Below are 21,392 nucleotides of genomic sequence, written 5' to 3' on the forward strand. Positions count from 1 at the left end.
CACACAGTTATCAGTTTAATTAACTATATATGGATTTTAGGCAGTTAACAGGGTATAAAAAAGCGTTTGAAATATCGATGGAAGTATTTCATCTTTCTAAATCGTTCCCTACTGAAGAAAAATACTCTCTTACTGACCAGATAAGACGTTCTTCACGAAGTGTATGTGCTAACTTTGCTGAGGCTTACAGAAAAAGAAGATATGTTAACCATTTTATTAGTAAGCTAACAGATTGCGATGCTGAAAATTCAGAAACAAACGTTTGGCTGGAATTTGCCCTAAAATGTAACTATATAACAGAAGAACAATATATAAGTTTGATACAAAAAAATAATGAAGTTGGAAAAATCATCAACTTTATGATAAACAACCCCGAGAAATTTGGGTGTAAAATTTAATTTAAAGATTTTTAAAGAGAATTACAGCAACTGAACACTGAAAACCGAGACTTAATTATTGAGGTAGTAACTGAAAACTGAGACTGAACACTGCGACTGAACACTGAGTACCGCGACTGAAAACTGAAAACTAGATAAAACAACAACAAACAAACTATACTATGTACGGAAAGATTAAAGATTACCTTGCTGAAGAGCTGGAATCCATAAAAGAAAACGGACTGTTTAAAAAGGAGCGTATTATAGCATCGCCACAAGATGCTGAAATAACCCTGACTGACGGGAGTAAAGTATTAAACTTTTGTGCTAACAACTACTTAGGTTTATCATCGCACCCTGAGGTAATTCAGGCAGCTAAAGATACTATGGATACTCATGGCTTCGGTATGTCATCAGTACGTTTTATTTGCGGTACGCAGGATATTCATAAAGAATTAGAGCAAAAAGTAGCTGATTTCTACGGAACAGAAGACACTATATTATATGCAGCCGCTTTTGATGCTAACGGTGGAGTTTTTGAACCATTATTAAGTGCCGAAGATGCTATTATATCAGATAGCCTTAACCATGCCTCTATAATTGATGGTGTTCGCCTTTGTAAAGCGGCACGTTACCGTTATGAAAATAACAACATGGAGGATTTGGAGCAGCAGCTTATAAAAGCCAATGAGGAAAACAGAAGGTTTAAAATTATTGTAACCGATGGGGTTTTCTCTATGGACGGGCTTTTAGCGCCGCTGGATAAAATATGTGACCTTGCCGATAAATATGATGCGCTTGTAATGGTAGATGAATGCCACGCAGCAGGTTTTATAGGTGCAACCGGTAAAGGAACACTGGAAGCTAAAAATGTAATGGGCAGAGTAGATATTATTACAGGAACACTTGGTAAAGCCCTTGGTGGTGCAATGGGTGGTTATACAACAGGTAAAAAAGAAATTATTGAAATGTTAAGACAACGTTCAAGACCGTACCTGTTCTCTAACTCGCTGGCTCCTGCTATAGTAGGTGCATCTATAAAAGTGTTTGAGCTTTTAGAAAAAGATACCTCATTAAGAGATAAACTGGAATGGAATACCAACTACTTTAAAAAAGGTATGAAAGAAGCCGGTTTTGATATTATAGATGGTGATTCGGCTATTGTACCGGTAATGCTGTATGATGCTAAATTATCTCAGGAAATGGCAGATAAATTATTAGAAAAAGGTATTTATGTAATAGGGTTCTTTTTCCCTGTTGTACCTAAAGATAAAGCACGTATAAGAGTACAACTTTCTGCAGCCCATACTAAAGAGCATTTAGACAAGGCAATAGCTTCTTTTACAGAAGTTGGGAAAGCATTAACTATTATTTAACGGGATTTTATGGGCATAAGTAAGATAATTTTTAATAAATCGTTTTGCCATTAGCTTTTAACAGAGTAAATTTGCTCTTGATATAACCTATTTGTAATTAAAATAAAAAAGTATGAAACATCTTAACAAACTGTTCGTTGCTGCCCTTATGGCATTGGGTCTTAATGCCCATGCGCAGGACGAAAACAACCCTTGGGCCGTTTCCTTCGGTGCCAATGCAGTAAGTACACGTTTTGGCGCTGCATCTGATTTCGGAGGTCAATTTGGCGACTTCTTTAAAATGGATGAGCAATGGAATATAATTCCTTCTGTATCTTACCTTAATGTATCTAGAAATATAGGAGATAATTTTTCTTTCGGGCTTACAGGGTCTGTAAACAAAATTGATAAAGTAACTACTCGTGTAATGGGAACTGATGACGAGTATATGGTAACTGATCCGGGAGACCTTACTTACTACGGTGCAGATGCTATCATTAAATATAGCTTTATGAATGCTATAGGTACTTCATGGTTCGACCCATACTTACATATAGGTGGTGGTTACACTTGGATTGACGAGAAAGGTAACGGTACTGTAAACGGTGGTCTTGGTTTTAACTTCTGGTTAACTGAGCAAATGGCACTTTCAGTACAATCTACTTACAAGCACACTTTCGAAGACCAGGCAGAAGCAAACGTACCAAGACACATACAACACTTTGCAGGTCTTACTTTCAAATTTGGAGGTAAAGATACTGATGGTGACGGTATATATGACAAGGATGATTTATGTCCTGAAACACCGGGTCTTGAGAAATTCCAAGGATGTCCTGACAGTGATTCAGATGGTATCCAAGATAGCGAAGATGACTGTCCTAACGAAGCTGGTTTAGCTGAATTAAACGGTTGTCCTGATAGAGACGGTGACGGTATTGCTGATAAAGATGATATGTGTCCGGATGTTGCAGGTCTTGCAAATATGATGGGATGTCCTGACAGCGATGGTGACGGTATAAAAGACAGTGAAGATGAGTGCCCTAACCAAGCTGGTCCTAAAGCTAACAACGGTTGCCCATGGCCAGATACTGACGGTGACGGTGTTCTTGACAAAGATGATCTTTGCCCGGAAGTAAAAGGTACTAAGTCTAACCGTGGTTGCCCTGAAGTAACTGAAGAGGTTATGAAGCAACTTAACGACTATGCAAGAACTATCCTGTTCAACAGTGGTAAATCAAGCTTTAAAGATGGTACTGTTCCTGTACTAGAGAACATGAGAGATATCCTTAAAGAGTACCCTCAGGCTAGATTCTCTATCGAAGGTCACACAGATAGCGATGGTAGTAACCAACTTAACCAGGAGCTTTCTGAAAACAGAGCTGCTGCTGTACTTAACTTCTTAGTAGAAAACGGAATCTCTAAAGACAGATTAATGTCTACTGGTTTCGGTGAAACTAAGCCAATCGCTTCTAACAAAACTGCTGCTGGTAAAGCACAAAACAGAAGAGTTGAAGTTAAGCTTATTAAAGAGTAATTAATACTTTTAAATATATTTAGAAAAGCCTCCGCAATGCGGAGGCTTTTTTTATAAAAAAAAATGTAAACTTGTGTAGTAGTATCTTGCTTTAAATCAACTATAAAACTAAATTATTATGAAAAAAACTATCCTAATTTTAGTAATGCTGTTTCTGCTTGTTTCATGTGCCCGCCACACCTCCTGCGACTTCCCTACTGAAGAACAATACGGGTTTTGGAGTGGATTATTGCATGGTATTATATCTCCTATAGGTTTGGTAGGTATGTTGATATATGATGATGTAGCTGTTTTCGCCCCTAATAACAATGGAGCATGGTATGCTTTCGGATTCTTATTAGGTTCAGGAGGTTGGGGTTTTTTAGCTTCCAGAGGTTCTAAAAAGTGAGTTGATTATATAAGGGTTGACAAGGGTTTTATTATTTTTACATTATGCCAAACGAAACCTTTTTAGATAAGCTCGCTATACAACTCACAACCGATTATGGTAATTCCCTCGCAGGGGTAACGGTGATACTGCCCAACAAACGGGCAAAAATATTCTTGTTAGAAGCGCTGAAAAGGCAAATCAGCGGGACGATATTCGCTCCTGAAATAATCAGTATAGAAGATTTTATACAAGACGTAGCCGGCATACGCAGCGTAGATGCTATAGAGCTACTCTTTGAGTTCTACAACATATACATAAGCCTTACCCCGAAAGACAAACAACAACCTTTTGAAAACTTCGCTAACTGGGCAAAAACCCTGTTGCAGGATTTCAATGAAATAGATAGGTACCTGCTATCGCCCAATCATATACTTTCGTACCTGAAAGATATTGAAGATATAAAGCACTGGTCGGTAGATGTAGACAGCCATACAGAGATGATTAAAAATTATCTTGAGTTTTGGGAGTTGTTGCCTACCTATTATCATACGCTATACAAGCATTTACAGGAAAAAGGAGTAGGCTACCAGGGGCTTATTTATAGGGAAGCGGTAGATAACATCACTCACTTTTCCAACGCTTTTGAAGGGAAGCAACTCATATTTGCAGGCTTTAATGCCCTTAATGCTGCCGAGGAGCGAATAATTCAGCACCTTACTTCCAGCGGTCAGGCAAAAGTATATTGGGATATCGACTATACTTTTTTAAATGACCCTTACCATGATGCAGGGCTCTTTATCCGCCGTTTTAAGGAAAGTTGGGGAAAGTATACCTCGCAGCCGTTTGAGTGGATTAGCCACAGTTTTAGCGAGGCAAAAAACATAAATATTATAGGTACGCCCAAAACAGTAGGTCAGGCAAAAATAGCCGGGCAAATTATAGAGCAAATACAGCAATCGGGGCAAAGTTTAGATAAAACGGCTTTGGTACTGGGAGAAGAAAACCTTTTGATACCCATGCTTTACAGCTTACCGAAAAGTGTGGGCAGCCTCAATATTACTATGGGGTACAGCAGCCGAAACAACCCTGCCCAAATATTGGTGCAGAAGTTATTCAAAATGCACACCAACGCCCTAAACCGCAGCGAAAAAAGCTATACGTTATATTATAGGGAGGTGTTGGATATACTTACGCACCCGTTAGTAGAACCGTATGCCAAAGCCGATAAACTGGTAGAGGTCATCAACAGGAATAATATTACGTTTCTGTCGCATGCCAAACTGTTGGAGATAAATAAAAACCCTACGCCGTTTTTTAACTTATTGTTCGAGCGTTGGGACGAGAATACAGGCGAGGTACTGCAACGCCTTTCCCGTATATTGGTACAACTAAAATCGTTTATGAGCAACGATGAAGAAGAAGATAAAATTACCAAAGCCTTTTTATACTCCATTTTTAAAGTAATCAACAAACTGATTAATTATTACGAAGAGCATCCGCAAATGCAAAACCTTGCCGTATTGCAGTCGGTGTACAAACAGGTAATAGACTTAGCCGAAGTATCATTTGAAGGGGAACCGCTTTCGGGCTTACAGGTAATGGGAGTGTTGGAAAGCCGTGTGCTGGATTTTGAGAATGTGATCATAACATCAATGAACGAAGGGAAATTCCCAGCAGGGAAAACACAAAATTCGTTTATTCCGTATGATGTAAAAAAGGAAAACAACCTGCCGACGTATAAAGAGAAAGATGCTATTTACAGTTACCACTTTTATCACCTGCTGATGCGGGCTAAAAATGTGTACCTGCTTTATAATACCGAAAGTGAGGGGCTTGATGCCGGAGAGCGCAGCCGTTTCCTTACCCAGCTTGAAATTGAAAAGCAACCTGCCCACAACCTGAAAACAATGGTATATAATGCCTACCTGCCCGAAAAAGCATACAGCCCTATGGTAGTACCAAAATCGGAGAAAGTGGCGGAGCGTTTAAAAGAAATAGCTACTAATAAGGGGTTTTCGCCATCGGCGTTAACGGGGTACATTCGTAACCCGATGCAGTTCTATTTCCAGAGAGTATTACGCATCCGTGAAGTAGATGAGGTGGAGGAAAGCATCGCGCTAAACACGCTGGGAACTATTATTCACGGTGCTTTAGAGGAACTGTACACCCCATATATAGATAAGTTCCTTTCGGTTGAAGATGTAGCGACCATGCAGGCAAAGGCTGATGATGAGGTAATGAATCAGTTTAAACAGGTCTACAAGGAAGGGGAAATACGTAAAGGGCGTAACCTACTAGCATTTGAGGTGGCAAAACGCAACGTGCAAAACCTTTTAAAGCAGGAAAAGCAAAACCTTGAAGATGGTGATGCCGTAAAGGTACTTGCCTTAGAAAGAAACTACGAACGTTGGCTGCAAGACGACCAGTTGCCGTATGCCGTGAAAATATCAGGGAATATAGACCGTATAGAGCAGCGCAACGGGAAAATCAGGATTATAGACTACAAAACGGGTAAAGTAGATAAGTATAACCTTGTTTTAAAAAGCTGGGAGGGGCTTACCGCCGAAATTAAAAACGATAAGATAATTCAGTTACTAACGTATGTATTTATGTATGAACAGCACGCTAACGGACTGGGAATTGAAGCGGGAATTATATCTTTTAAAAACATGAAAAGCGGGTTTATGAATTTCAGTTTTAAGGAGGGTGACGGCAGAGGTACACCCGCTCACGATATTGTTACCCCCGAACTTTTAGAGGAATACAAAACACAATTGGTCACGCTAATTAACGAAATACTAAATACCGAAGTGCCTTTTGAGGAGGTTGTTTAGTTTTCTGAAAAACGATAAAATAAAAAGACTATTTTGATAGAGCTAAAAAATTAAAACCATCCAAAAAAATGAAAAAAATACTATTCTTATTCTTTTTCTTTATCACTTTTTTTCTGTCATGTGCAGATAAACAAAATAAAAAAGGTTTTTTAGCAGAGCAAGAAAGTTGCCCTGAATGTAAGGTTGAGTATATGAAATGTAGTGAAGCTATATTTACAACTTATGGAGAAATAATAGTTAAAGCATCTGATAGATTTAAAGCTGATTCTATTACCAAAAAAGAATACCAAAAAGTAAAAGATGAAGCAAAGTCAATTAGAGATAAAGAGCTTAAAGTATGCGATACTGATTATATTAAATGTTGCAAAAAAGAAACGCTTGATAATTTAAACAATCAAAAAAAACCTAAAGTAGCCGACCCTGAAACAATAATGTAATTACATTTATATCAGATTATTACTCTTGTAGTGTGCCATCCTAACACTGCTTAATAAACTCCAATAACTGCTGTAGGTAGTCGTCGCGGTCTTCAATATGGCTCATGTGCCCGTCGGGGTAAGTAACCAGTTTTACATTGGTACCCTCTACCTGGTCGGCATGGTTTTCGTATACCAAGCTTAAATCTTTTCTACCTAAAACCAGTAAAATAGGGTAGGGTGCAAAGTGCAATATTACTTCACGGTCTTTACGGACTTTCATGCCCTCCAGTGCGGCAATAATACCCTGTACAGGGGTTTTTAGGGCTTCGGTACGTAAGGCTTCTATTTCTTCTTTAAACTTATCTCTGTTTTCTTCGCTAAACAGGTTGCTTATAGAAAGCCGAACGTAATTGGTGTGTTCTTTTTTCAGAGTTTTTATGGCGCGCTCGCGGTTCTTTTTCTTCTCGTCGTTATCCGGTCGGGAAGTGGAGTTTTGTAACACAATGCCTTTTACCATGTCGGGGTACAGCTCTGCAAACGCAAGCGATACATAACCACCCATAGAATGCCCTACTAATATTACTTTACGAATGCGTAACTCCTGCAGCACGGCGTGTACAGCATCAGCCATATCTTCCATAGTGTGTATGTAGCCGAGGCAGCCTGTTTCACCATGACCAAGCTGGTCTATGGTAATAACACGGTATTTTTTAGTGAGTTCGGGCAGGAAGCTGTTCCACATGGTTTGGTTTTCCAAAAAACCGTGTAGCAGCACTATGGCTGTGCCTTTGCCCGTATCGGTATAATTAATGCTGATGTTTTTGTAGCTTAAAAGCAAGTCGTAAAGTTTTGCTGCAAAATTACATCATCTTCCTAACAGGGGCAAAGGGGTTAGATTAAATAATTTATATTTTGTTTTAAAACAGGATTAGTGCCTTTAATTTATTTTTAAATGAACAATATATCCATCTTCTATTTCGAAATGATATTTCAATTCTATGGGGCTTCCGGGAAAAGTCCCTGAAACAGCAACTGATAAAGTCATGTTATCAGCATCATTATATAGATCAAGAACCTTGATATGCATGTTGTACTTATTATTAGTTTCTTCATTCCATTGTCTGATTTCTTCCCTGCCTTTATAGGTTTTTCCTTCATCTTGTACTATTGCATTTGTTGAAAAACAGTTAGCATAAGCCTCGCTGTCGAAGTTTTTTTGTGCATGTAATAAATGTGATATGATATCTGGTAATTTCATTTTTGAAAATTTTTATAATTAAATAGTAGGTATAGTTCCGCCATCTATAATATATTCCGTTCCTGTTAGGTAGGCTGCTCTTGGCGATACCAAAAAGCCTACTAATTCAGCAATTTCCTTAGGTTCTGCCGGTCTTCCCATTGGTATTCCTCCTAATGCATTCATAATGCTTTCTTTTGCTTTTTCGGTACCGCTTCCGGAACTTTTAGCAATTCTTTCCACCATCTGCGTGGAACTATCTGTCATAATCCAGCCCGGTGAAACCGTTAAAACACGTATTCCTTTAGGTGATACTTCATTAGAAAGTGCTTTACTATAATTGATTAGCCCGGCTTTGGCTGCGGCATAAGGTAAAGTAGAATCATATAACGGTAATTTACCTTGTATGGAAGCGATATGAATAATTACCCCGGATTTTCTTTTTATCATATCGGGCAGTAATTCTCTGTCAAGCCGTACTGGCGCTAATAAGTTTAATTCAATTGTTTTTACCCAGTCTTCCTCTGTTAGAGCTTCATACCCTCCGCCCGGAGTTTCCGATCCGCCAAGATTATTAACAATAATATCGACAGTTTTAAATTTTTCTCTTACCTCATTTACCAGTGTTTTTGTTCCCTTTGGTGTGGTAAGGTCAGCCGCTATAAAATGTATATTACTATTTTCTTCGGGTATGTTCCTTGCTGTTGCTATTACGGTTGCCCCTGCGTTAAGCAACCTTTCAGCAATAGCTTTTCCTGTGCCTTTTGTGCCTCCTGTTACTAAAGCGATTTTACCTGAGAGTTCGTTATTAAAACTAAATTGTTGTTCCATATTGCTTATTTTTAGTACAAAATTGGGTACTATAAGCGTTTTATACAAGTACGGAAAATCGAATTGCATAGGGATAAATTTATCCCTATTGTAACTGATGTTATATTAAGTTAACTTTGTTGTATGTATGAAAGAAAGATTCCTTTAAACCTTAATTGCGGGCTTGACCTTATAGCCGAAGTGCTTTATGGGAAATGGAAAATAAGGCTTTTATGGTTTATTAATGAAGGGTATAAACGCCCCAGTGAATTACAACGGAAAATTCCTGAGGCTTCCAGAAGAGTTTTAAATATTCAGTTGAAAGAACTTGAGGCACATGAACTGGTTTCAAAAACTATCTATGCACAAGTTCCCCCTAAAGTTGAATATAACTTAACAGAATTCGGGGAAACATTACTGCCAATTATTAGTATGCTTGGTAAATGGGGCGATGAAAATGAAGAAAGGCTCCGTGCAGTTATAGTAAAACAGACAACCTCTCCTTAACAGGTACAGGTTACTCTTGCTCTTCTTCCATGCGCTTAAGCATCGCTTTCATTTGGGCTATTTCTTCTTTTTGGGTTTCTATAATATCGGTAGCCAATTGTCGGGCTTCCGGGTCGCTTATGTTGGCTCTTGTACTGGTAAGTATAGCAGAGGAGTGGTGCGGAATCATGGCTTTCATCCACTGTTCGTCTTCTACAGGTATTTGTTGGCGTAACCCGAAAAGGCATAGTATAAATATAAATGCCGCTCCGCCCATAATACCGTAATTTACTTTTTTGTTAGGATACATTTTCCACATAAAAAGCATCATGGATATTGCCATGGGGCATATCATAAGGAAAGTCATATACGTTCGGGTGGTGCTCAGGTAAATATGGTCGGTTTGGAAAACGTTTAAAAACATAACAGCATACATTAACACAAATGATACTGCCATCATCAGGAAAAACTTTATGTATGCACCGGTTTTTGAATTGTGTTTGTTATTTGTTTCCATTGTAAAATTTTTAGGTTAAGTATAAGGTGTTTACCTAAAATTACTTTTTTCGGTATGCCTTTACAAATAAGGGTTTGTTTTTTGTAATAATATTAAGAAATAAAAAATGCCTACCCAGTGGGCAAGCATTTTTTAACTATAGATTGCTTCGTCATGCTTCCTCGCAATGACCTAGCTATTTGAGAGAATTTTGTCATTACAAGTGTAGTGTGGTAATCTGGAAATTTTTAGGTTGTTTTTTAACCACCCCGTCCTTCGGACACCCCTCCAGAGGAGGGGAATATAAGCAGTGTTACAACTTTCGACTTTTTAACTTTATAAACTTTACGACTGAATTATTGATTCATCAACGCTTCAATCTCGTCAGCTTCAATCGGTATGTTGCGCATCAGGTTGAATGGCTCACCGCTTTCCTGTATTACTACATCATCTTCCAAACGGATTCCGAAACCTTCGGCAGGGATGTAAATACCGGGCTCTACGGTAAATACCATATTGGCTTGCATTGGTTCGTGCAGTAATCCGTAATCATGCGTATCAAGCCCCATGTGGTGCGATGTACCGTGCATAAAGTACTTTTTATAGGCAGGCCAGTCAGGGTTTTCGTTTTGTACATCAGCCTTGTCAAGTAAACCAAGACCTAATAGTTCCGATGTCATTAATTTACCTACCTCTACGTGGTACTGCTTCCAAAGTGTACCCGGAACAAGCATTTTTGTAGCTTCGTTTTTAACACGAAGTACAGCGTTGTATACCTCTTTTTGTCTGTCGGTAAACTTACCTGATACGGGTATACTACGGCTCATATCACTGGAATAGTTCGCATACTCTGCACCTACGTCAAATAAAATAAGGTCGCCGTCATTACATTGCTGGTTGTTTTCTATATAGTGTAATACATTCGCGTTGTTACCCGATGCTACAATTGGCGTATAGGCAAACCCTTTAGAGCGGTTACGTAGAAATTCGTGCATAAATTCTGCTTCAATTTCATACTCCATAACACCCGGTTTCACAAAGTTTAATATTCTGCGGAAACCTTTCTCGGTAATATCACAGGCTTTTTGTATTAAGTCCAGCTCTTCGCTTTCTTTTACAGAACGAAGGCGTTGCAGTATTGGGTTACTTTTCGCTACCTGATGTGCAGGGTATTTTTCTTTCCACCATTTTACAAAGCGTGCTTCACGGGTTTCGGTTTCCACATTGGCGCGGTAATGCTCATTTGTATTGATGTACATAGTATCGCAATACGTCATAATTTCGGCAAGTACCTTTTCGAAATCCTGTAGCCAGTGTACATTTTTTATGCCTGATACTTCAAGCGCGCGTTCTTTAGTTAGTTTTTCACCTTCCCAAACGGCAATATGGTCGTTGGTTTCTTTAAGGAAAAGTATTTCACGCAGGTGCTCATAAGGAGCGTCAGGGCATAGTAATAGTATGCTTTCTTCCTGGTCAGCACCGGTCAGGTAAAAAAGATCACGATTTTGCTGAAAAGGCATGGTACTGTCGGCACCAATTGGATAAATATCGTTAGAATTAAATACCGCCACGCTTTTCGGTTTCATTGCATCCATAAATTTTTTACGGTTTTTAATGAACAGGTTGCGGTCTATTTGATGGTATTTCATGATGTTGTTTTTTTATTGTCCCTCAAAATTAGTGAGAATATTATGAACTTATGGTATTTTCGCCGAAAGGATTTTTTTAAAACTAAATATATTAAGTGTACCATGAAAGATTTGGTAAAAAGATTCAATTTTTTAGGCGGTTATCAAGTTATTGGGGCAGGGTTAAGTTTACCAATCCTTCTTTATCATATTCTGAATAATTTATCCATAGGCTCTATTATAGTAGTCTTTATAATTCTGGGAATTTGTGCATTCTCTTTTTATTGCGGATATCTCCTTTTAAAGGGGAATTATGATAAGGGCTTACGATTATCTGTTATAAGTCAGTTCCTGCAAATATTCAGTATAGCTATAGGTGGATATTCGTATTCTTATGCAGCAGGTATAGGGGTGTATACTTTGTTGGATATTACAAACGATGTCCAGTTTGTTATGGATATAGATTTCTTTAATTTCGATTTCTCCTTAGCAGGAGGGGAGAATACAGCTATAGTTGGAGTTAATATTGTGGCTATAATTTTGATGAATAAAATTTTTAAATGGCAAAAAAAGCTGGAAGAAATTAAAAAACGAATAGCAGATTTATGATACTTGCATTTGATACCTACTACTATAACGAAAAGGCAAAAACAGTTTGCTTGCTTTTTGATAAATGGGATGCAGCAGAGCCCAAACAAGTATTTACCGAAATACGTGATAACGCAAATGAATACATACCCGGAGAGTTTTATAAAAAAGAACTGCCGTGTATAACCGCCTTACTGGAAAAAATAGACTTAACGAACATTAAATATATAGTAGTTGACGGTTATGCTATACTGGATGATGAGGGTAAATATGGTTTGGGCGGACATTTGTATAATTATTTGGAGGAGAAAATTCCCGTAATTGGTGTTGGTAAAACTAACTTCCAAACGGTAGAAGAAAGAAAAAGAGAAGTTTTACGAGGAGAGAGTAAGAACCCTTTATATGTGACCGCTGTAGGAATAGATGTTGATACCGCAGCGGAGTATATTAAACAAATGTATGGCAAATACCGTATGCCTACTTTACTTAAAAAATTAGATACACTAACAAAAGAAATATAGTATATTAGCTACATGCTAAATTGCTGATTATGTCTAAGAAAACTCTATTACTTTGTTTAGTGGTACTTGTGCAGAGTTGTGCTTTGATGCCCAAAGAGGACAGACAGGCTCGTAATGATGATTTCTTCAACAGATTTTCTAAACATACCATTACTGCAAAACATACGGGTAAATTTGGAGATGATTACCTTGTATTGCGCAAAAACGGAACGTTTATCTACCGAAATAATGTTTTCGGGGTATTTGTTAACTACTACTGCGGAACGTATAGCCTTGAGGGCAATACCTTACAACTTAATTTTGATTATGACCGGATTTCCCCGGAAACAGGAAATACTTTAACAGTAGCTACCGATAGTGATGGTGATGCTTGCTTTAAAGCGGGCTACTATACCTTTAGTATTACTGATAAAAACATGTACAGAGTTATTGCGGGGCTATAACCTACTTCACCCATTTATAATATCGTGCTCCTATAAGGTTAGGGGCTTCCTTTTCAATACGCTCTAAAACCCACTCGTTTTCAGGTTGTTGTATACTGGTACGTTGTTCCTTTTTATGTAGTTTTTGGTAGGTTTCAAAATCTATTTCACGGCTTTGTTCCAGTGTTTCAAAAAGATGTGCTTTTTGTGCAGCTTCTGCCCAGCCTTTCTGTACTGTACCTTCAAATACTTTTGATTTTGAACCGCTACCATAAGCAAGGAAACCAATTTTTTTATCGGTTACATCCGTTCCGTTTTTAGCATGCTGCGCTAAAGCACTTAGTAATCCCATAAATATAGAACCGGTATATAAATTACCAATTAATGACGAAGCCGGTTCAGCAGCTTGCAGTTTGTCAGCAACAAAAGTTCTGTACGCATCGCTTTTGCTTACCTCTTTTACTTTTGCAGTATACTCTTCCGCAGATTCTTCTCCTGTCAGTAAAGGCTGTTCGGCATCGAGAGCAAAAATCTCGGCAAACATTCGACGCCCCTGGTAGGCATAGGGTAGGTGCATAATAATGTTCTCCCAACTTTCGTAAAGTGAGCCTTTGGTCTGCATAAGCTCTTTAAAGCGGAAGTAGGCTTCGCGGGTACGGTCGGTATAGCATTGGTTGCTATACTGTCCGTCAAAAACAGGTTGATCTTTGTGAATTTCAATTACATTCTCTAAATGCCCGAACCAAGGGTCGTTAAACTCAGTGCCCATAACCTGCCATTTGGTAACGGTACGTGTAGGTTTAAAAAAATCGAAAACGCCTTGTGTGCTCACTGCCCACTGGTTGCTAATGGCTATAATGCGAGGGTTAGCGGTAATAAGCATAGCCAGTGCGCCTGCGCCTTGGGTATATTCCCCTGTCGATTCTAAATCGTACTTGGCAATATCAGTAGTTACTACTATTGCTTTTTTATCAGGGTTCAACCTGACGAAATCAAGGCAGTTTTGCATAGCATCTACCCCACCAATACAGGCAAAGGTCATATCTACAGCATCGCAATGGCTAAAACTGCCTTCGCCATGCAACTGCTCCATTAACCCTACAAGGTAAGAGCCTATAGGTTTAGCGTTATCCACTCCGCTTTCGGTACCCACATATATACGGGCAATTTCGGCAGGGTTAAAGTTGTTTTGCTGTATTAGTTTTGTAAGGGCATTTGCACCAAACACTACCGCATCCTGATGTGTATCGGGCAAGGTCATTTTTAGTAAGCCCAATCCTTTTTCCAGTTTATCAGGCTCTATATTTCGGGCTTTGGCAAGTGTTCTTATCGGTAGGTGTAGTTTAGCCACATCAAAGGCTATGGCATCTATTCCGGTCTTCATTCAGAGTGCTTTTAAAGTATAAAAGTAGTTACATAAGGCGTTCGGGGCATAACAAAAATCACTTTACGCTGCATTTTTGCCAATGTGAAAAAAATAAGGCTTTAATTTTTTTATATCAGCAATGTTGTCTCCTTGTTTATGGTTATTTTAGCAGACAATAATTATTACTCTACCACAATGAAATTATACTATATACTTACTGCTTTTTTAGTTGTTACTATTGTTAACGCTCAGGATAAACTGCCGTACCAACTGTACAACCCAAAAGGTAAAAAAACGACGTATAAAAAATTATTGAAAGCTGCCGAAGGTGCCGATGTTGTACTTTTCGGGGAACATCATGATAACTCTATTAACCACTGGCTGGAATTGGAGCTTACTAAAGATTTAAGCGAAAAGAAAGAGTTAATAATGGGGGCTGAAATGGTAGAAGCAGACAACCAAGATGAGCTTGACCAATACCTAAAAGGCGAAATAGACCAAAAAGCATTTGATACTGTTGCCCGCCTTTGGAATAATCACAAAACCGACTACAAACCTTTGGTTGATTTTGCCAAGGATAATAATATCCCGTTTATAGCAACCAACATTCCGCGTCGTTATGCCAGCATGGTGTATCGCAAGGGATTCGGCGTATTGGATACGCTTTCTGTACAGGAAAAAGAATGGATAGCTCCGCTACCAATAGCGTATGATGCTACTTTACCGGGTTATGTAAAAATGCTGGAAATGATGGGTGGTCACGGTGGCGAAAACCTGCCGAAAGCACAGGCAGTTAAAGATGCTACTATGGGCTACTTTATTGCGCAAAACTTACAAGAGGGTAAAGTATTTGTACATTATAACGGTACCTACCACAGCGATAATTTTGAAGGTATTAACTGGTACTTAAAGCGTGAAAAACCAGGAGTTAAAATTATAACTATTGCAGCCGTATCTCAGGCAAATGTTAGTAAACTGGAAGAAGAACATCTACAAAAAGCCGATTTTATTTTAGTGATTGATGAGGATATGACCAAGACATATTAATCATTTTTTAATACCTGTATGAAAGAGCTTTTTGAAGAAATAGCTGAAAAATATAATGGCTCACTTAAAGTAAGTGAAGACAACTCGCATAAATAATTACAATCACTTACCTCGGCATGTGTATGGTGTGAATTTCTTTTGTAAGGGATGGTGTTTTGAAGTTAGGAAAGAACTTCGCTCTATGGGAACTTCAATGCCTCATATTCCCTCTGCCGAACCCTTTTCTGACAGAAGTGTCTTTAAAATAACAGCTACAACAACAAATGCTACGTTTTCAAATTTTGAGGTTGTTTCGCTTTTTCTTCTGTATAAATGGATAACAAAAAATAATAAAGGCTTTAAAGTAAAAACCAAGAATAAGAAATTAAAGCAACAGCTTGAACATATGCCGGAGCTTAAAGCCGTTTATAAGTTTACCGAAATTGACGGCGAGTTTACTCCTGAACTTTACGGAGTTAATAAAAACGGAGTTTATACACTTACCATGAACTATGTTACAAAGCAAGAGCGAGTAGGGCTGCTAAGAAATGTAGTAGACTTTATTACTAAAATTCCCGAAATTAAAACCTGATTAATATCATTACTTTATACTGATTATAAATTACGCCGAAATGGTTGTAGCTATTCGGTTTTAGCTTTATTTTTGTTTAAATTTTTAAAGAACTCTTTATTTTAAACAAATACTATGGCAAAATCTGCACTATTAAAGTCCTCTCTGGCAAAAAAATACTGGATGGCTTTAACAGGTTTATTTTTGTGTCTGTTCTTAGTAGGACACTTATTAGGTAACCTTCAGTTACTGGCAAGCGGTGACGAAGCAGCACTTCATTTTAATGAATATGCTTTTTTCATGACAACCAACCCGGGCGTAAAAATACTATCATACGTAACGTATTTTTCAATTCTTTTCCACGCTATTGACGGGATAGTGCTTACCATACAAAACCGTAAGGCAAGACCAAAAGGTTATGTAAAAAACAACGCAGCTGCCAATACTATATGGGCATCGCGAAATATGGCAGTTTTAGGAACACTTATATTAGTATTTATTGTTACGCACATGGTTAACTTTTGGTCACGTATGCATTTTGATGAAAACATACCACTGCAAACAGTAAGTATTGATGCAGGAGATGGCATACAACAGGAGTTTTATATAACTACTGATGGTTCATACGTGCCTAAAAAGCAGGTAGAAGACGGAACTCTTGAAATAAGAAACAGAACTGATTTTTATGATGCAAGAGCAGGAGTAAAGTATAAAGAAGGGTATAAAGACCTTTATAAAATTACGGTAGATTTCTTTAAAAACCCTGATTACGGGCTAATAGCTACAATACTATATGCATTAGCAATGCTGGTACTGGCATTTCACCTTTATCACGGTTTTGGTAGTGCATTCCAGTCTATGGGTTTAAATAACCCTAGCTACAACGGTTTAATTAAAAACTTCGGAAAAGCGTTTGCAATTGTTGTACCGCTTATGTTTGCTTTAATTCCGTTATATATTCATTTCATACTATAAAAAGTATTAAAACATGGCTTTAGATTCTAAAATACCAAACGGTCCTATTTCAGAGAAATGGACTAATCATAAAAATCATATAAATCTGGTAAACCCAGCCAACAAACGTAATATTGATGTTATAGTTGTAGGTACAGGTCTTGCCGGAGGTTCGGCAGCAGCAACGCTTGCAGAACTTGGTTACAACGTAAAAGCATTTTGCTTTCAGGATTCCCCTCGTCGTGCGCACTCTATTGCAGCACAAGGAGGTATTAACGCAGCGAAAAACTATCAGGGAGACGGTGACTCTGATTACAGATTATTTTATGATACTGTAAAAGGAGGTGACTACCGTGCACGTGAGGCAAACGTTTATCGCCTTGCGGAACTTTCTGCAAATATTATAGACCAGTGTGTGGCACAAGGTGTACCATTAGCAAGAGAATACGGCGGACTTTTAGATAACCGTTCTTTTGGTGGGGTACTTGTATCACGTACATTCTACGCAAAAGGGCAAACAGGGCAGCAGTTACTTTTAGGAGCATACTCAGCCATGAACCGCCAAATAGGTCGTGGTAAAATAAAAATGTACAACCGTCATGAAATGTTAGACCTTGTAAAGGTAGACGGTAAAGCAAGAGGTATTATAGCACGTAACCTTATAACAGGAGAGCTTGAGCGTCACTCGGCACACGCTGTAGTAATCGCATCAGGTGGTTACGGTAACGTATTCTTCCTTTCTACCAATGCAATGGGTAGTAACGCTACCGCAGCATGGAAAGTGCATAAAAAAGGAGCTTACTTTGCTAACCCTTGTTATACACAAATTCACCCGACTTGTATCCCTGTATCAGGCGACCACCAGTCGAAACTAACCCTAATGTCTGAGTCATTACGTAATGACGGACGTATTTGGGTTCCTAAAAAGATAGAAGATGCGCAGGCAATTCGTGAAGGAAGATTAAAGCCGACACAACTTGCTGAGGAAGATAGAGATTACTACTTAGAAAGAAGATATCCATCATTCGGTAACCTTGTACCGCGTGACGTTGCATCTCGTGCAGCAAAAGAAAGATGTGATGCCGGTTACGGTGTAAACAAAACAGGCGAAGCAGTCTACCTTGACTTTGCTTCGGCTATAAACCGTTACGGTAAAGAGCAGGCAAGAATAAAAGGTCTTGATGATAATGATGCTGCTTTAGTGAAAAAACTGGGTACAGAAGTTATCGAAAACAAGTACGGTAACCTGTTCCAGATGTATGAGAAAATTGTAGACGAAAACCCATACGAAACCCCAATGATGATATACCCTGCGGTACACTATACTATGGGTGGTATATGGGTAGATTATAACTTAATGACTACTGTAGAGGGGTGTTACGCTATTGGTGAAGCAAACTTCTCAGACCATGGTGCTAACCGTCTTGGTGCTTCGGCACTTATGCAAGGTCTTGCCGATGGTTATTTTGTACTACCATACACTATTGGCGATTACTTAGCTAAAGATATTCGTACCGGTGAGATTTCAACTGACCTTCCTGAATTTGCAGAGGCAGAGAAAAACATCAGAGAGCAACTGGAGCGTTTAATAAACAATAACGGTAAGCACAGTGTAGACCACTTCCACAAAAAATTAGGTAAAATTATGTGGAACAAAGTAGGTATGGCACGTAATACACAAGGTCTTACCGAGGCAATACAAGAAATTGCAGCGCTTCGTGAAGAGTTTTACAGAGATGTAAAAGTACCGGGTAAAATGGACGAGTTCAATCAGGAACTTGAAAAAGCGATGCGTGTAGCAGACTTCCTTGAATTAGGAGAGCTGTTTGCTAAAGACGCACTACACAGAAATGAGTCTTGTGGTGGTCACTTCAGAGAAGAGTACCAAACCGAAGAAGGAGAAGCACAGCGTGATGATGAAAACTTTGCTTATGTAGCAGCATGGGAGTACAAAGGAAAACCAAGCGACGCAGTGTTACACAAAGAAGACTTAGTGTTCGAAAATATTAAACTGGTACAACGTAGTTATAAATAAGATTTTAGTACAGAGAATTGAGATATAAGATATTAGGTCTCATTACTCACTACTCATTACTTAATACTAAAAAAGATGAATCTTAAACTTAAAATATGGCGTCAGAAAGACGCAAGAGATCAAGGGAGAATGGTTGATTATAATATCAGCGATGTTTCTCCGGATATGTCTTTCCTTGAAATGCTAGACGTTTTAAACGAAGATCTTAACAATAAAGGAGAAGACCCTGTAGCTTTTGACCATGACTGTCGTGAAGGTATTTGTGGTATGTGTTCACTATACATTAACGGTGAAGCACACGGTCCCGACAGAGGTGTTACTACCTGCCAGCTTCACATGAGGAAGTTTAAAGATGGCGATACTATATATATTGAACCTTTCCGCGCAAAGGCATTCCCTGTAATTAAAGATTTGGTTGTAGACCGTACGTCTTTTGACAGAATACAGCAAGCAGGAGGTTTCATATCAGTAAACACATCAGGTAATACACAGGATGCTAACGCAATTCCAATTAAAAAGCACAATGCAGACCTTTCTTTTGATGCCGCAACGTGTATTGGTTGTGGTGCTTGTGTAGCAAGCTGTAAAAATGCATCGGCTATGCTTTTCGTTTCGGCAAAAGTATCGCAATTTGCATTACTGCCACAAGGTAGGGTAGAAGCTACCGAACGTGTACTTAACATGGTTAAGAAAATGGACGAAGAAGGTTTTGGCGCTTGTACCAATACCGGTGCTTGTGAGGTGGAATGCCCTAAAGGTATTTCGCTTGAAAATATTGCTCGTATGAACAGAGAGTATTTAGTAGCAAGCATGAAATAAAATAGGAAATTGATATTTCTATATATTTAAAAAGCGTATCTCAACGAGGTGCGCTTTTTTGTTATATTGCAAGAGGTAAATTTGTAGTACTAATAGTATAAATTTCATATATTGTTTATTCGTTGAGACAAAAAAACATATGAGATGAGAATAAAACGTTATACAGTAGTTTATTGTCGCTTAGAGCTTTTGTTGCGGCACTAATATTATCTGTAATTATTATTTTAATGATTTTGAAAGGTTATGATTTACTATGAATAAAATTCTTTACATATCTGCCAAAGGGTTCACATATTTAAAATCAATAAAGTGCTTAATTGTTGTGTCAATAGTACTTTCATTAACCGGTTGTCGTACACAGGAAGAGAAAATGATTGATGTAGCTTATAGTGCTTTTGAATACCATAGGAATGACTTACTACTTGATAATATTGACTTTCAAGGTCCTATTTTAAAAAATAATATTGAGTGTTTTAAACCTGATACTAACGTTGTAGTATATGCATGGTATTATACCCATGAGAACGATACATTTTGGATTTATACAGAAATAGATAAACAAATTAAAAAAGATGTTTCTGTCCATTTTTCAAAAAATATTGATGTGCTAGTAGAGAATCGAAAAAAATGGGTATTAGAGCAGGCTAAATACTGATTTTTAACTTTAAATTATTAATCACTAGAGATATAATGAAACAAGTTGTATTCTTGTCATTAGATTTTATTTTAGCTAAATTTATAAAATAAATTCCACGCATGACTACAATGAGAATCTCCCTTATACAAACACCACTTAGTTGGGAAGACCCAAGAACAAACCGAGAAAACTTTACCGAAAAAATAAACAGTATTGAAGAAACCGACCTTATACTGCTACCCGAAATGTTTGCTACAGGTTTTACCATGCAACCCGAAAATGTAGCGGAAACTATGGAAGGGGAATCGGTAACGTGGATGCGTGAAACAGCACAGGCAAAAAACTGCGCTATTGTGGGGAGTTTAGTTATACACGAGCATGGAGATTACTATAACCGTCTTGTTTTTGCTTTTCCTGACGGGCATTATAAAACTTACGATAAACGACACCTGTTTACGCTGGCAGGGGAGGAGAAGCATTACACTGCAGGCAGCAACAGACTTATTGTAGAGTACCGAGGCTGGAAGATTTGTCCGCTAGTGTGTTATGACCTTCGTTTTCCTGTTTTCTCTCGTAATACCGAAGACTTTGACCTTTTACTGTATGTTGCCAACTGGCCACAAAAAAGAACGCAGGCGTGGGATGTACTGCTACGTGCCCGTGCGGTGGAAAATATGTGTTATGTAGCCGGCTTAAATAGAATAGGGCAGGACAGTAACAAGCATAACTATTCAGGGCATTCTCAGGTGTTAGATAGTCTGGGTAACTATTTGCTGGAGCCTTTTTCGTATGAAGATGTTATTACCGTGACTTTAGATAAAGCGCACCTGGAAAAAATGCGTAATAAACTGGGCTTTTTAAACGATAGGGATAGCTTTAAACTGCTATAGCATTTTTATACACCATA

23 protein-coding genes are annotated in these 21,392 nt (G+C 38.3%); 17 read left to right on the forward strand and 6 right to left on the reverse strand.

Going from position 1 to position 21,392, the window contains the following annotated elements; genetic code table 11:
• The first annotated feature begins 29 nt into the window (after positions 1–29).
• From IEW45_RS13160 to IEW45_RS13185, 6 genes are all read left to right on the forward strand, one after another.
• On the forward strand, positions 30–398 hold the full coding sequence (locus tag IEW45_RS13160) for a four helix bundle protein (RefSeq protein ID WP_188621728.1): 369 nt from the start codon (positions 30–32) through the stop codon (positions 396–398).
• 161 nt (positions 399–559) lie between these two features.
• Positions 560–1,753 (forward strand): glycine C-acetyltransferase, encoded by a 1,194-nt coding sequence (kbl, locus tag IEW45_RS13165; RefSeq protein ID WP_188621729.1) that lies wholly within the window; start codon positions 560–562, stop codon positions 1,751–1,753.
• A gap of 112 nt (positions 1,754–1,865) precedes the next feature.
• Positions 1,866–3,266: an OmpA family protein gene (locus tag IEW45_RS13170; RefSeq protein ID WP_188621730.1), complete on the forward strand. Its 1,401-nt coding sequence runs from the start codon at positions 1,866–1,868 to the stop codon at positions 3,264–3,266.
• Between the two features lie 118 nt (positions 3,267–3,384).
• The gene (locus tag IEW45_RS13175) at positions 3,385–3,654 is read left to right on the forward strand and encodes a hypothetical protein (protein WP_188621731.1); all 270 of its coding nucleotides are present in this window, start codon (positions 3,385–3,387) and stop codon (positions 3,652–3,654) included.
• A gap of 44 nt (positions 3,655–3,698) precedes the next feature.
• A complete protein-coding gene (locus IEW45_RS13180; protein ID WP_188621732.1) occupies positions 3,699–6,470 on the forward strand; it encodes a PD-(D/E)XK nuclease family protein in 2,772 nt (923 codons plus the stop codon).
• Between the two features lie 68 nt (positions 6,471–6,538).
• The gene (locus IEW45_RS13185; protein WP_188621733.1) at positions 6,539–6,907 is read left to right on the forward strand and encodes a hypothetical protein; all 369 of its coding nucleotides are present in this window, start codon (positions 6,539–6,541) and stop codon (positions 6,905–6,907) included.
• A 40-nt stretch (positions 6,908–6,947) separates the two neighbouring features.
• Here the strand turns inward: IEW45_RS13185 and IEW45_RS13190 are convergent, their stop codons facing one another.
• The 3 genes from IEW45_RS13190 to IEW45_RS13200 all read right to left on the reverse strand — a co-directional run bounded on the left by IEW45_RS13190 (position 6,948) and on the right by IEW45_RS13200 (position 8,957).
• Positions 6,948–7,727 carry an alpha/beta fold hydrolase gene (locus IEW45_RS13190; RefSeq protein WP_188621734.1) on the reverse strand — a complete coding sequence of 260 codons (780 nt, stop codon included), beginning with the start codon at positions 7,725–7,727 and terminating at the stop codon, positions 6,948–6,950.
• 99 nt (positions 7,728–7,826) lie between these two features.
• Complete coding sequence (locus IEW45_RS13195) at positions 7,827–8,147, reverse strand: nuclear transport factor 2 family protein (protein WP_188621735.1); 321 nt, start codon at positions 8,145–8,147, stop codon at positions 7,827–7,829.
• Between the two features lie 18 nt (positions 8,148–8,165).
• Positions 8,166–8,957, reverse strand: coding sequence for an SDR family oxidoreductase (locus tag IEW45_RS13200; protein ID WP_188621736.1), 792 nt, complete (start codon positions 8,955–8,957; stop codon positions 8,166–8,168).
• A 123-nt stretch (positions 8,958–9,080) separates the two neighbouring features.
• On the opposite strand from IEW45_RS13200, the gene IEW45_RS13205 reads away from it, so the two are divergent.
• Positions 9,081–9,443: a winged helix-turn-helix transcriptional regulator gene (locus tag IEW45_RS13205; protein ID WP_188621737.1), complete on the forward strand. Its 363-nt coding sequence runs from the start codon at positions 9,081–9,083 to the stop codon at positions 9,441–9,443.
• A 10-nt stretch (positions 9,444–9,453) separates the two neighbouring features.
• On the opposite strand, the gene IEW45_RS13210 is transcribed toward IEW45_RS13205, so the two are convergent.
• Together IEW45_RS13210 and IEW45_RS13215 are read right to left on the reverse strand one after the other, a co-directional pair.
• A complete protein-coding gene (locus IEW45_RS13210) occupies positions 9,454–9,939 on the reverse strand; it encodes a DUF305 domain-containing protein (protein ID WP_188621738.1) in 486 nt (161 codons plus the stop codon).
• Positions 9,940–10,274: 335 nt separating this feature from the next.
• Positions 10,275–11,567, reverse strand: a complete 1,293-nt coding sequence (locus tag IEW45_RS13215) for an aminopeptidase P family protein (protein WP_188621739.1) — start codon at positions 11,565–11,567, stop codon at positions 10,275–10,277.
• A gap of 102 nt (positions 11,568–11,669) precedes the next feature.
• Between IEW45_RS13215 and IEW45_RS13220 the strand changes: the two genes are divergently transcribed.
• From IEW45_RS13220 to IEW45_RS13230, 3 genes are read left to right on the forward strand one after another with little or no spacing between them, the layout of a single operon-like run.
• A complete protein-coding gene (locus tag IEW45_RS13220) occupies positions 11,670–12,155 on the forward strand; it encodes a hypothetical protein (protein WP_188621740.1) in 486 nt (161 codons plus the stop codon).
• Positions 12,152–12,655, forward strand: coding sequence for an endonuclease V (locus IEW45_RS13225; protein ID WP_188621741.1), 504 nt, complete (start codon positions 12,152–12,154; stop codon positions 12,653–12,655). The genes IEW45_RS13220 and IEW45_RS13225 overlap by 4 nt, the downstream gene beginning before the upstream one ends.
• 29 nt (positions 12,656–12,684) lie before the next feature.
• Positions 12,685–13,098, forward strand: a complete 414-nt coding sequence (locus IEW45_RS13230) for a hypothetical protein (protein WP_188621742.1) — start codon at positions 12,685–12,687, stop codon at positions 13,096–13,098.
• 1 nt (position 13,099) lies between these two features.
• Here the strand turns inward: IEW45_RS13230 and IEW45_RS13235 are convergent, their stop codons facing one another.
• Positions 13,100–14,461, reverse strand: a complete 1,362-nt coding sequence (locus IEW45_RS13235) for a hydroxymethylglutaryl-CoA synthase family protein (RefSeq protein WP_188621743.1) — start codon at positions 14,459–14,461, stop codon at positions 13,100–13,102.
• A 177-nt stretch (positions 14,462–14,638) separates the two neighbouring features.
• On the opposite strand from IEW45_RS13235, the gene IEW45_RS13240 reads away from it, so the two are divergent.
• From IEW45_RS13240 to IEW45_RS13270, 7 genes are all read left to right on the forward strand, one after another.
• A complete protein-coding gene (locus tag IEW45_RS13240; RefSeq protein ID WP_188621744.1) occupies positions 14,639–15,490 on the forward strand; it encodes a ChaN family lipoprotein in 852 nt (283 codons plus the stop codon).
• Between the two features lie 73 nt (positions 15,491–15,563).
• The gene (locus tag IEW45_RS13245) at positions 15,564–16,061 is read left to right on the forward strand and encodes a hypothetical protein (protein ID WP_188621745.1); all 498 of its coding nucleotides are present in this window, start codon (positions 15,564–15,566) and stop codon (positions 16,059–16,061) included.
• A 114-nt stretch (positions 16,062–16,175) separates the two neighbouring features.
• Positions 16,176–17,015 (forward strand): succinate dehydrogenase cytochrome b subunit, encoded by an 840-nt coding sequence (locus IEW45_RS13250; RefSeq protein ID WP_188621746.1) that lies wholly within the window; start codon positions 16,176–16,178, stop codon positions 17,013–17,015.
• Between the two features lie 13 nt (positions 17,016–17,028).
• Positions 17,029–19,029, forward strand: coding sequence for a fumarate reductase/succinate dehydrogenase flavoprotein subunit (locus IEW45_RS13255; RefSeq protein ID WP_188621747.1), 2,001 nt, complete (start codon positions 17,029–17,031; stop codon positions 19,027–19,029).
• Between the two features lie 75 nt (positions 19,030–19,104).
• Positions 19,105–19,848 (forward strand): succinate dehydrogenase/fumarate reductase iron-sulfur subunit, encoded by a 744-nt coding sequence (locus IEW45_RS13260; RefSeq protein ID WP_188621748.1) that lies wholly within the window; start codon positions 19,105–19,107, stop codon positions 19,846–19,848.
• Positions 19,849–20,170: 322 nt separating this feature from the next.
• The gene (locus IEW45_RS13265) at positions 20,171–20,503 is read left to right on the forward strand and encodes a hypothetical protein (protein WP_188621749.1); all 333 of its coding nucleotides are present in this window, start codon (positions 20,171–20,173) and stop codon (positions 20,501–20,503) included.
• Between the two features lie 101 nt (positions 20,504–20,604).
• On the forward strand, positions 20,605–21,375 hold the full coding sequence (locus IEW45_RS13270) for an amidohydrolase (protein ID WP_308421058.1): 771 nt from the start codon (positions 20,605–20,607) through the stop codon (positions 21,373–21,375).
• Positions 21,376–21,392 lie beyond the last annotated feature (17 nt).

Source organism: Flavobacterium suaedae, from assembly GCF_014642915.1.
In the GTDB taxonomy this organism is placed as follows: domain Bacteria; phylum Bacteroidota; class Bacteroidia; order Flavobacteriales; family Flavobacteriaceae; genus Flavobacterium; species Flavobacterium suaedae.

Excerpts from the sequence above, each read along its gene's own strand:
- IEW45_RS13200 (WP_188621736.1), bottom strand. The coding sequence starts at position 8,957 with ATGGAACAACAATTTAGTTTTAATAACGAACTCTCAGGTAAAATCGCT.
- IEW45_RS13205 (WP_188621737.1), top strand. The coding sequence starts at position 9,081 with ATGTATGAAAGAAAGATTCCTTTAAACCTTAATTGCGGGCTTGACCTT.
- IEW45_RS13240 (WP_188621744.1), top strand. The coding sequence starts at position 14,639 with ATGAAATTATACTATATACTTACTGCTTTTTTAGTTGTTACTATTGTT.
- IEW45_RS13210 (WP_188621738.1), bottom strand. The coding sequence starts at position 9,939 with ATGGAAACAAATAACAAACACAATTCAAAAACCGGTGCATACATAAAG.
- IEW45_RS13185 (WP_188621733.1), top strand. The coding sequence starts at position 6,539 with ATGAAAAAAATACTATTCTTATTCTTTTTCTTTATCACTTTTTTTCTG.
- IEW45_RS13270 (WP_308421058.1), top strand. The coding sequence starts at position 20,605 with ATGACTACAATGAGAATCTCCCTTATACAAACACCACTTAGTTGGGAA.
- IEW45_RS13175 (WP_188621731.1), top strand. The coding sequence starts at position 3,385 with ATGAAAAAAACTATCCTAATTTTAGTAATGCTGTTTCTGCTTGTTTCA.
- IEW45_RS13255 (WP_188621747.1), top strand. The coding sequence starts at position 17,029 with ATGGCTTTAGATTCTAAAATACCAAACGGTCCTATTTCAGAGAAATGG.
- IEW45_RS13260 (WP_188621748.1), top strand. The coding sequence starts at position 19,105 with ATGAATCTTAAACTTAAAATATGGCGTCAGAAAGACGCAAGAGATCAA.
- IEW45_RS13220 (WP_188621740.1), top strand. The coding sequence starts at position 11,670 with ATGAAAGATTTGGTAAAAAGATTCAATTTTTTAGGCGGTTATCAAGTT.
- IEW45_RS13250 (WP_188621746.1), top strand. The coding sequence starts at position 16,176 with ATGGCAAAATCTGCACTATTAAAGTCCTCTCTGGCAAAAAAATACTGG.
- IEW45_RS13225 (WP_188621741.1), top strand. The coding sequence starts at position 12,152 with ATGATACTTGCATTTGATACCTACTACTATAACGAAAAGGCAAAAACA.
- IEW45_RS13170 (WP_188621730.1), top strand. The coding sequence starts at position 1,866 with ATGAAACATCTTAACAAACTGTTCGTTGCTGCCCTTATGGCATTGGGT.
- IEW45_RS13195 (WP_188621735.1), bottom strand. The coding sequence starts at position 8,147 with ATGAAATTACCAGATATCATATCACATTTATTACATGCACAAAAAAAC.
- IEW45_RS13160 (WP_188621728.1), top strand. The coding sequence starts at position 30 with ATGGATTTTAGGCAGTTAACAGGGTATAAAAAAGCGTTTGAAATATCG.
- IEW45_RS13230 (WP_188621742.1), top strand. The coding sequence starts at position 12,685 with ATGTCTAAGAAAACTCTATTACTTTGTTTAGTGGTACTTGTGCAGAGT.
- IEW45_RS13215 (WP_188621739.1), bottom strand. The coding sequence starts at position 11,567 with ATGAAATACCATCAAATAGACCGCAACCTGTTCATTAAAAACCGTAAA.
- IEW45_RS13180 (WP_188621732.1), top strand. The coding sequence starts at position 3,699 with ATGCCAAACGAAACCTTTTTAGATAAGCTCGCTATACAACTCACAACC.
- IEW45_RS13235 (WP_188621743.1), bottom strand. The coding sequence starts at position 14,461 with ATGAAGACCGGAATAGATGCCATAGCCTTTGATGTGGCTAAACTACAC.
- kbl (WP_188621729.1), top strand. The coding sequence starts at position 560 with ATGTACGGAAAGATTAAAGATTACCTTGCTGAAGAGCTGGAATCCATA.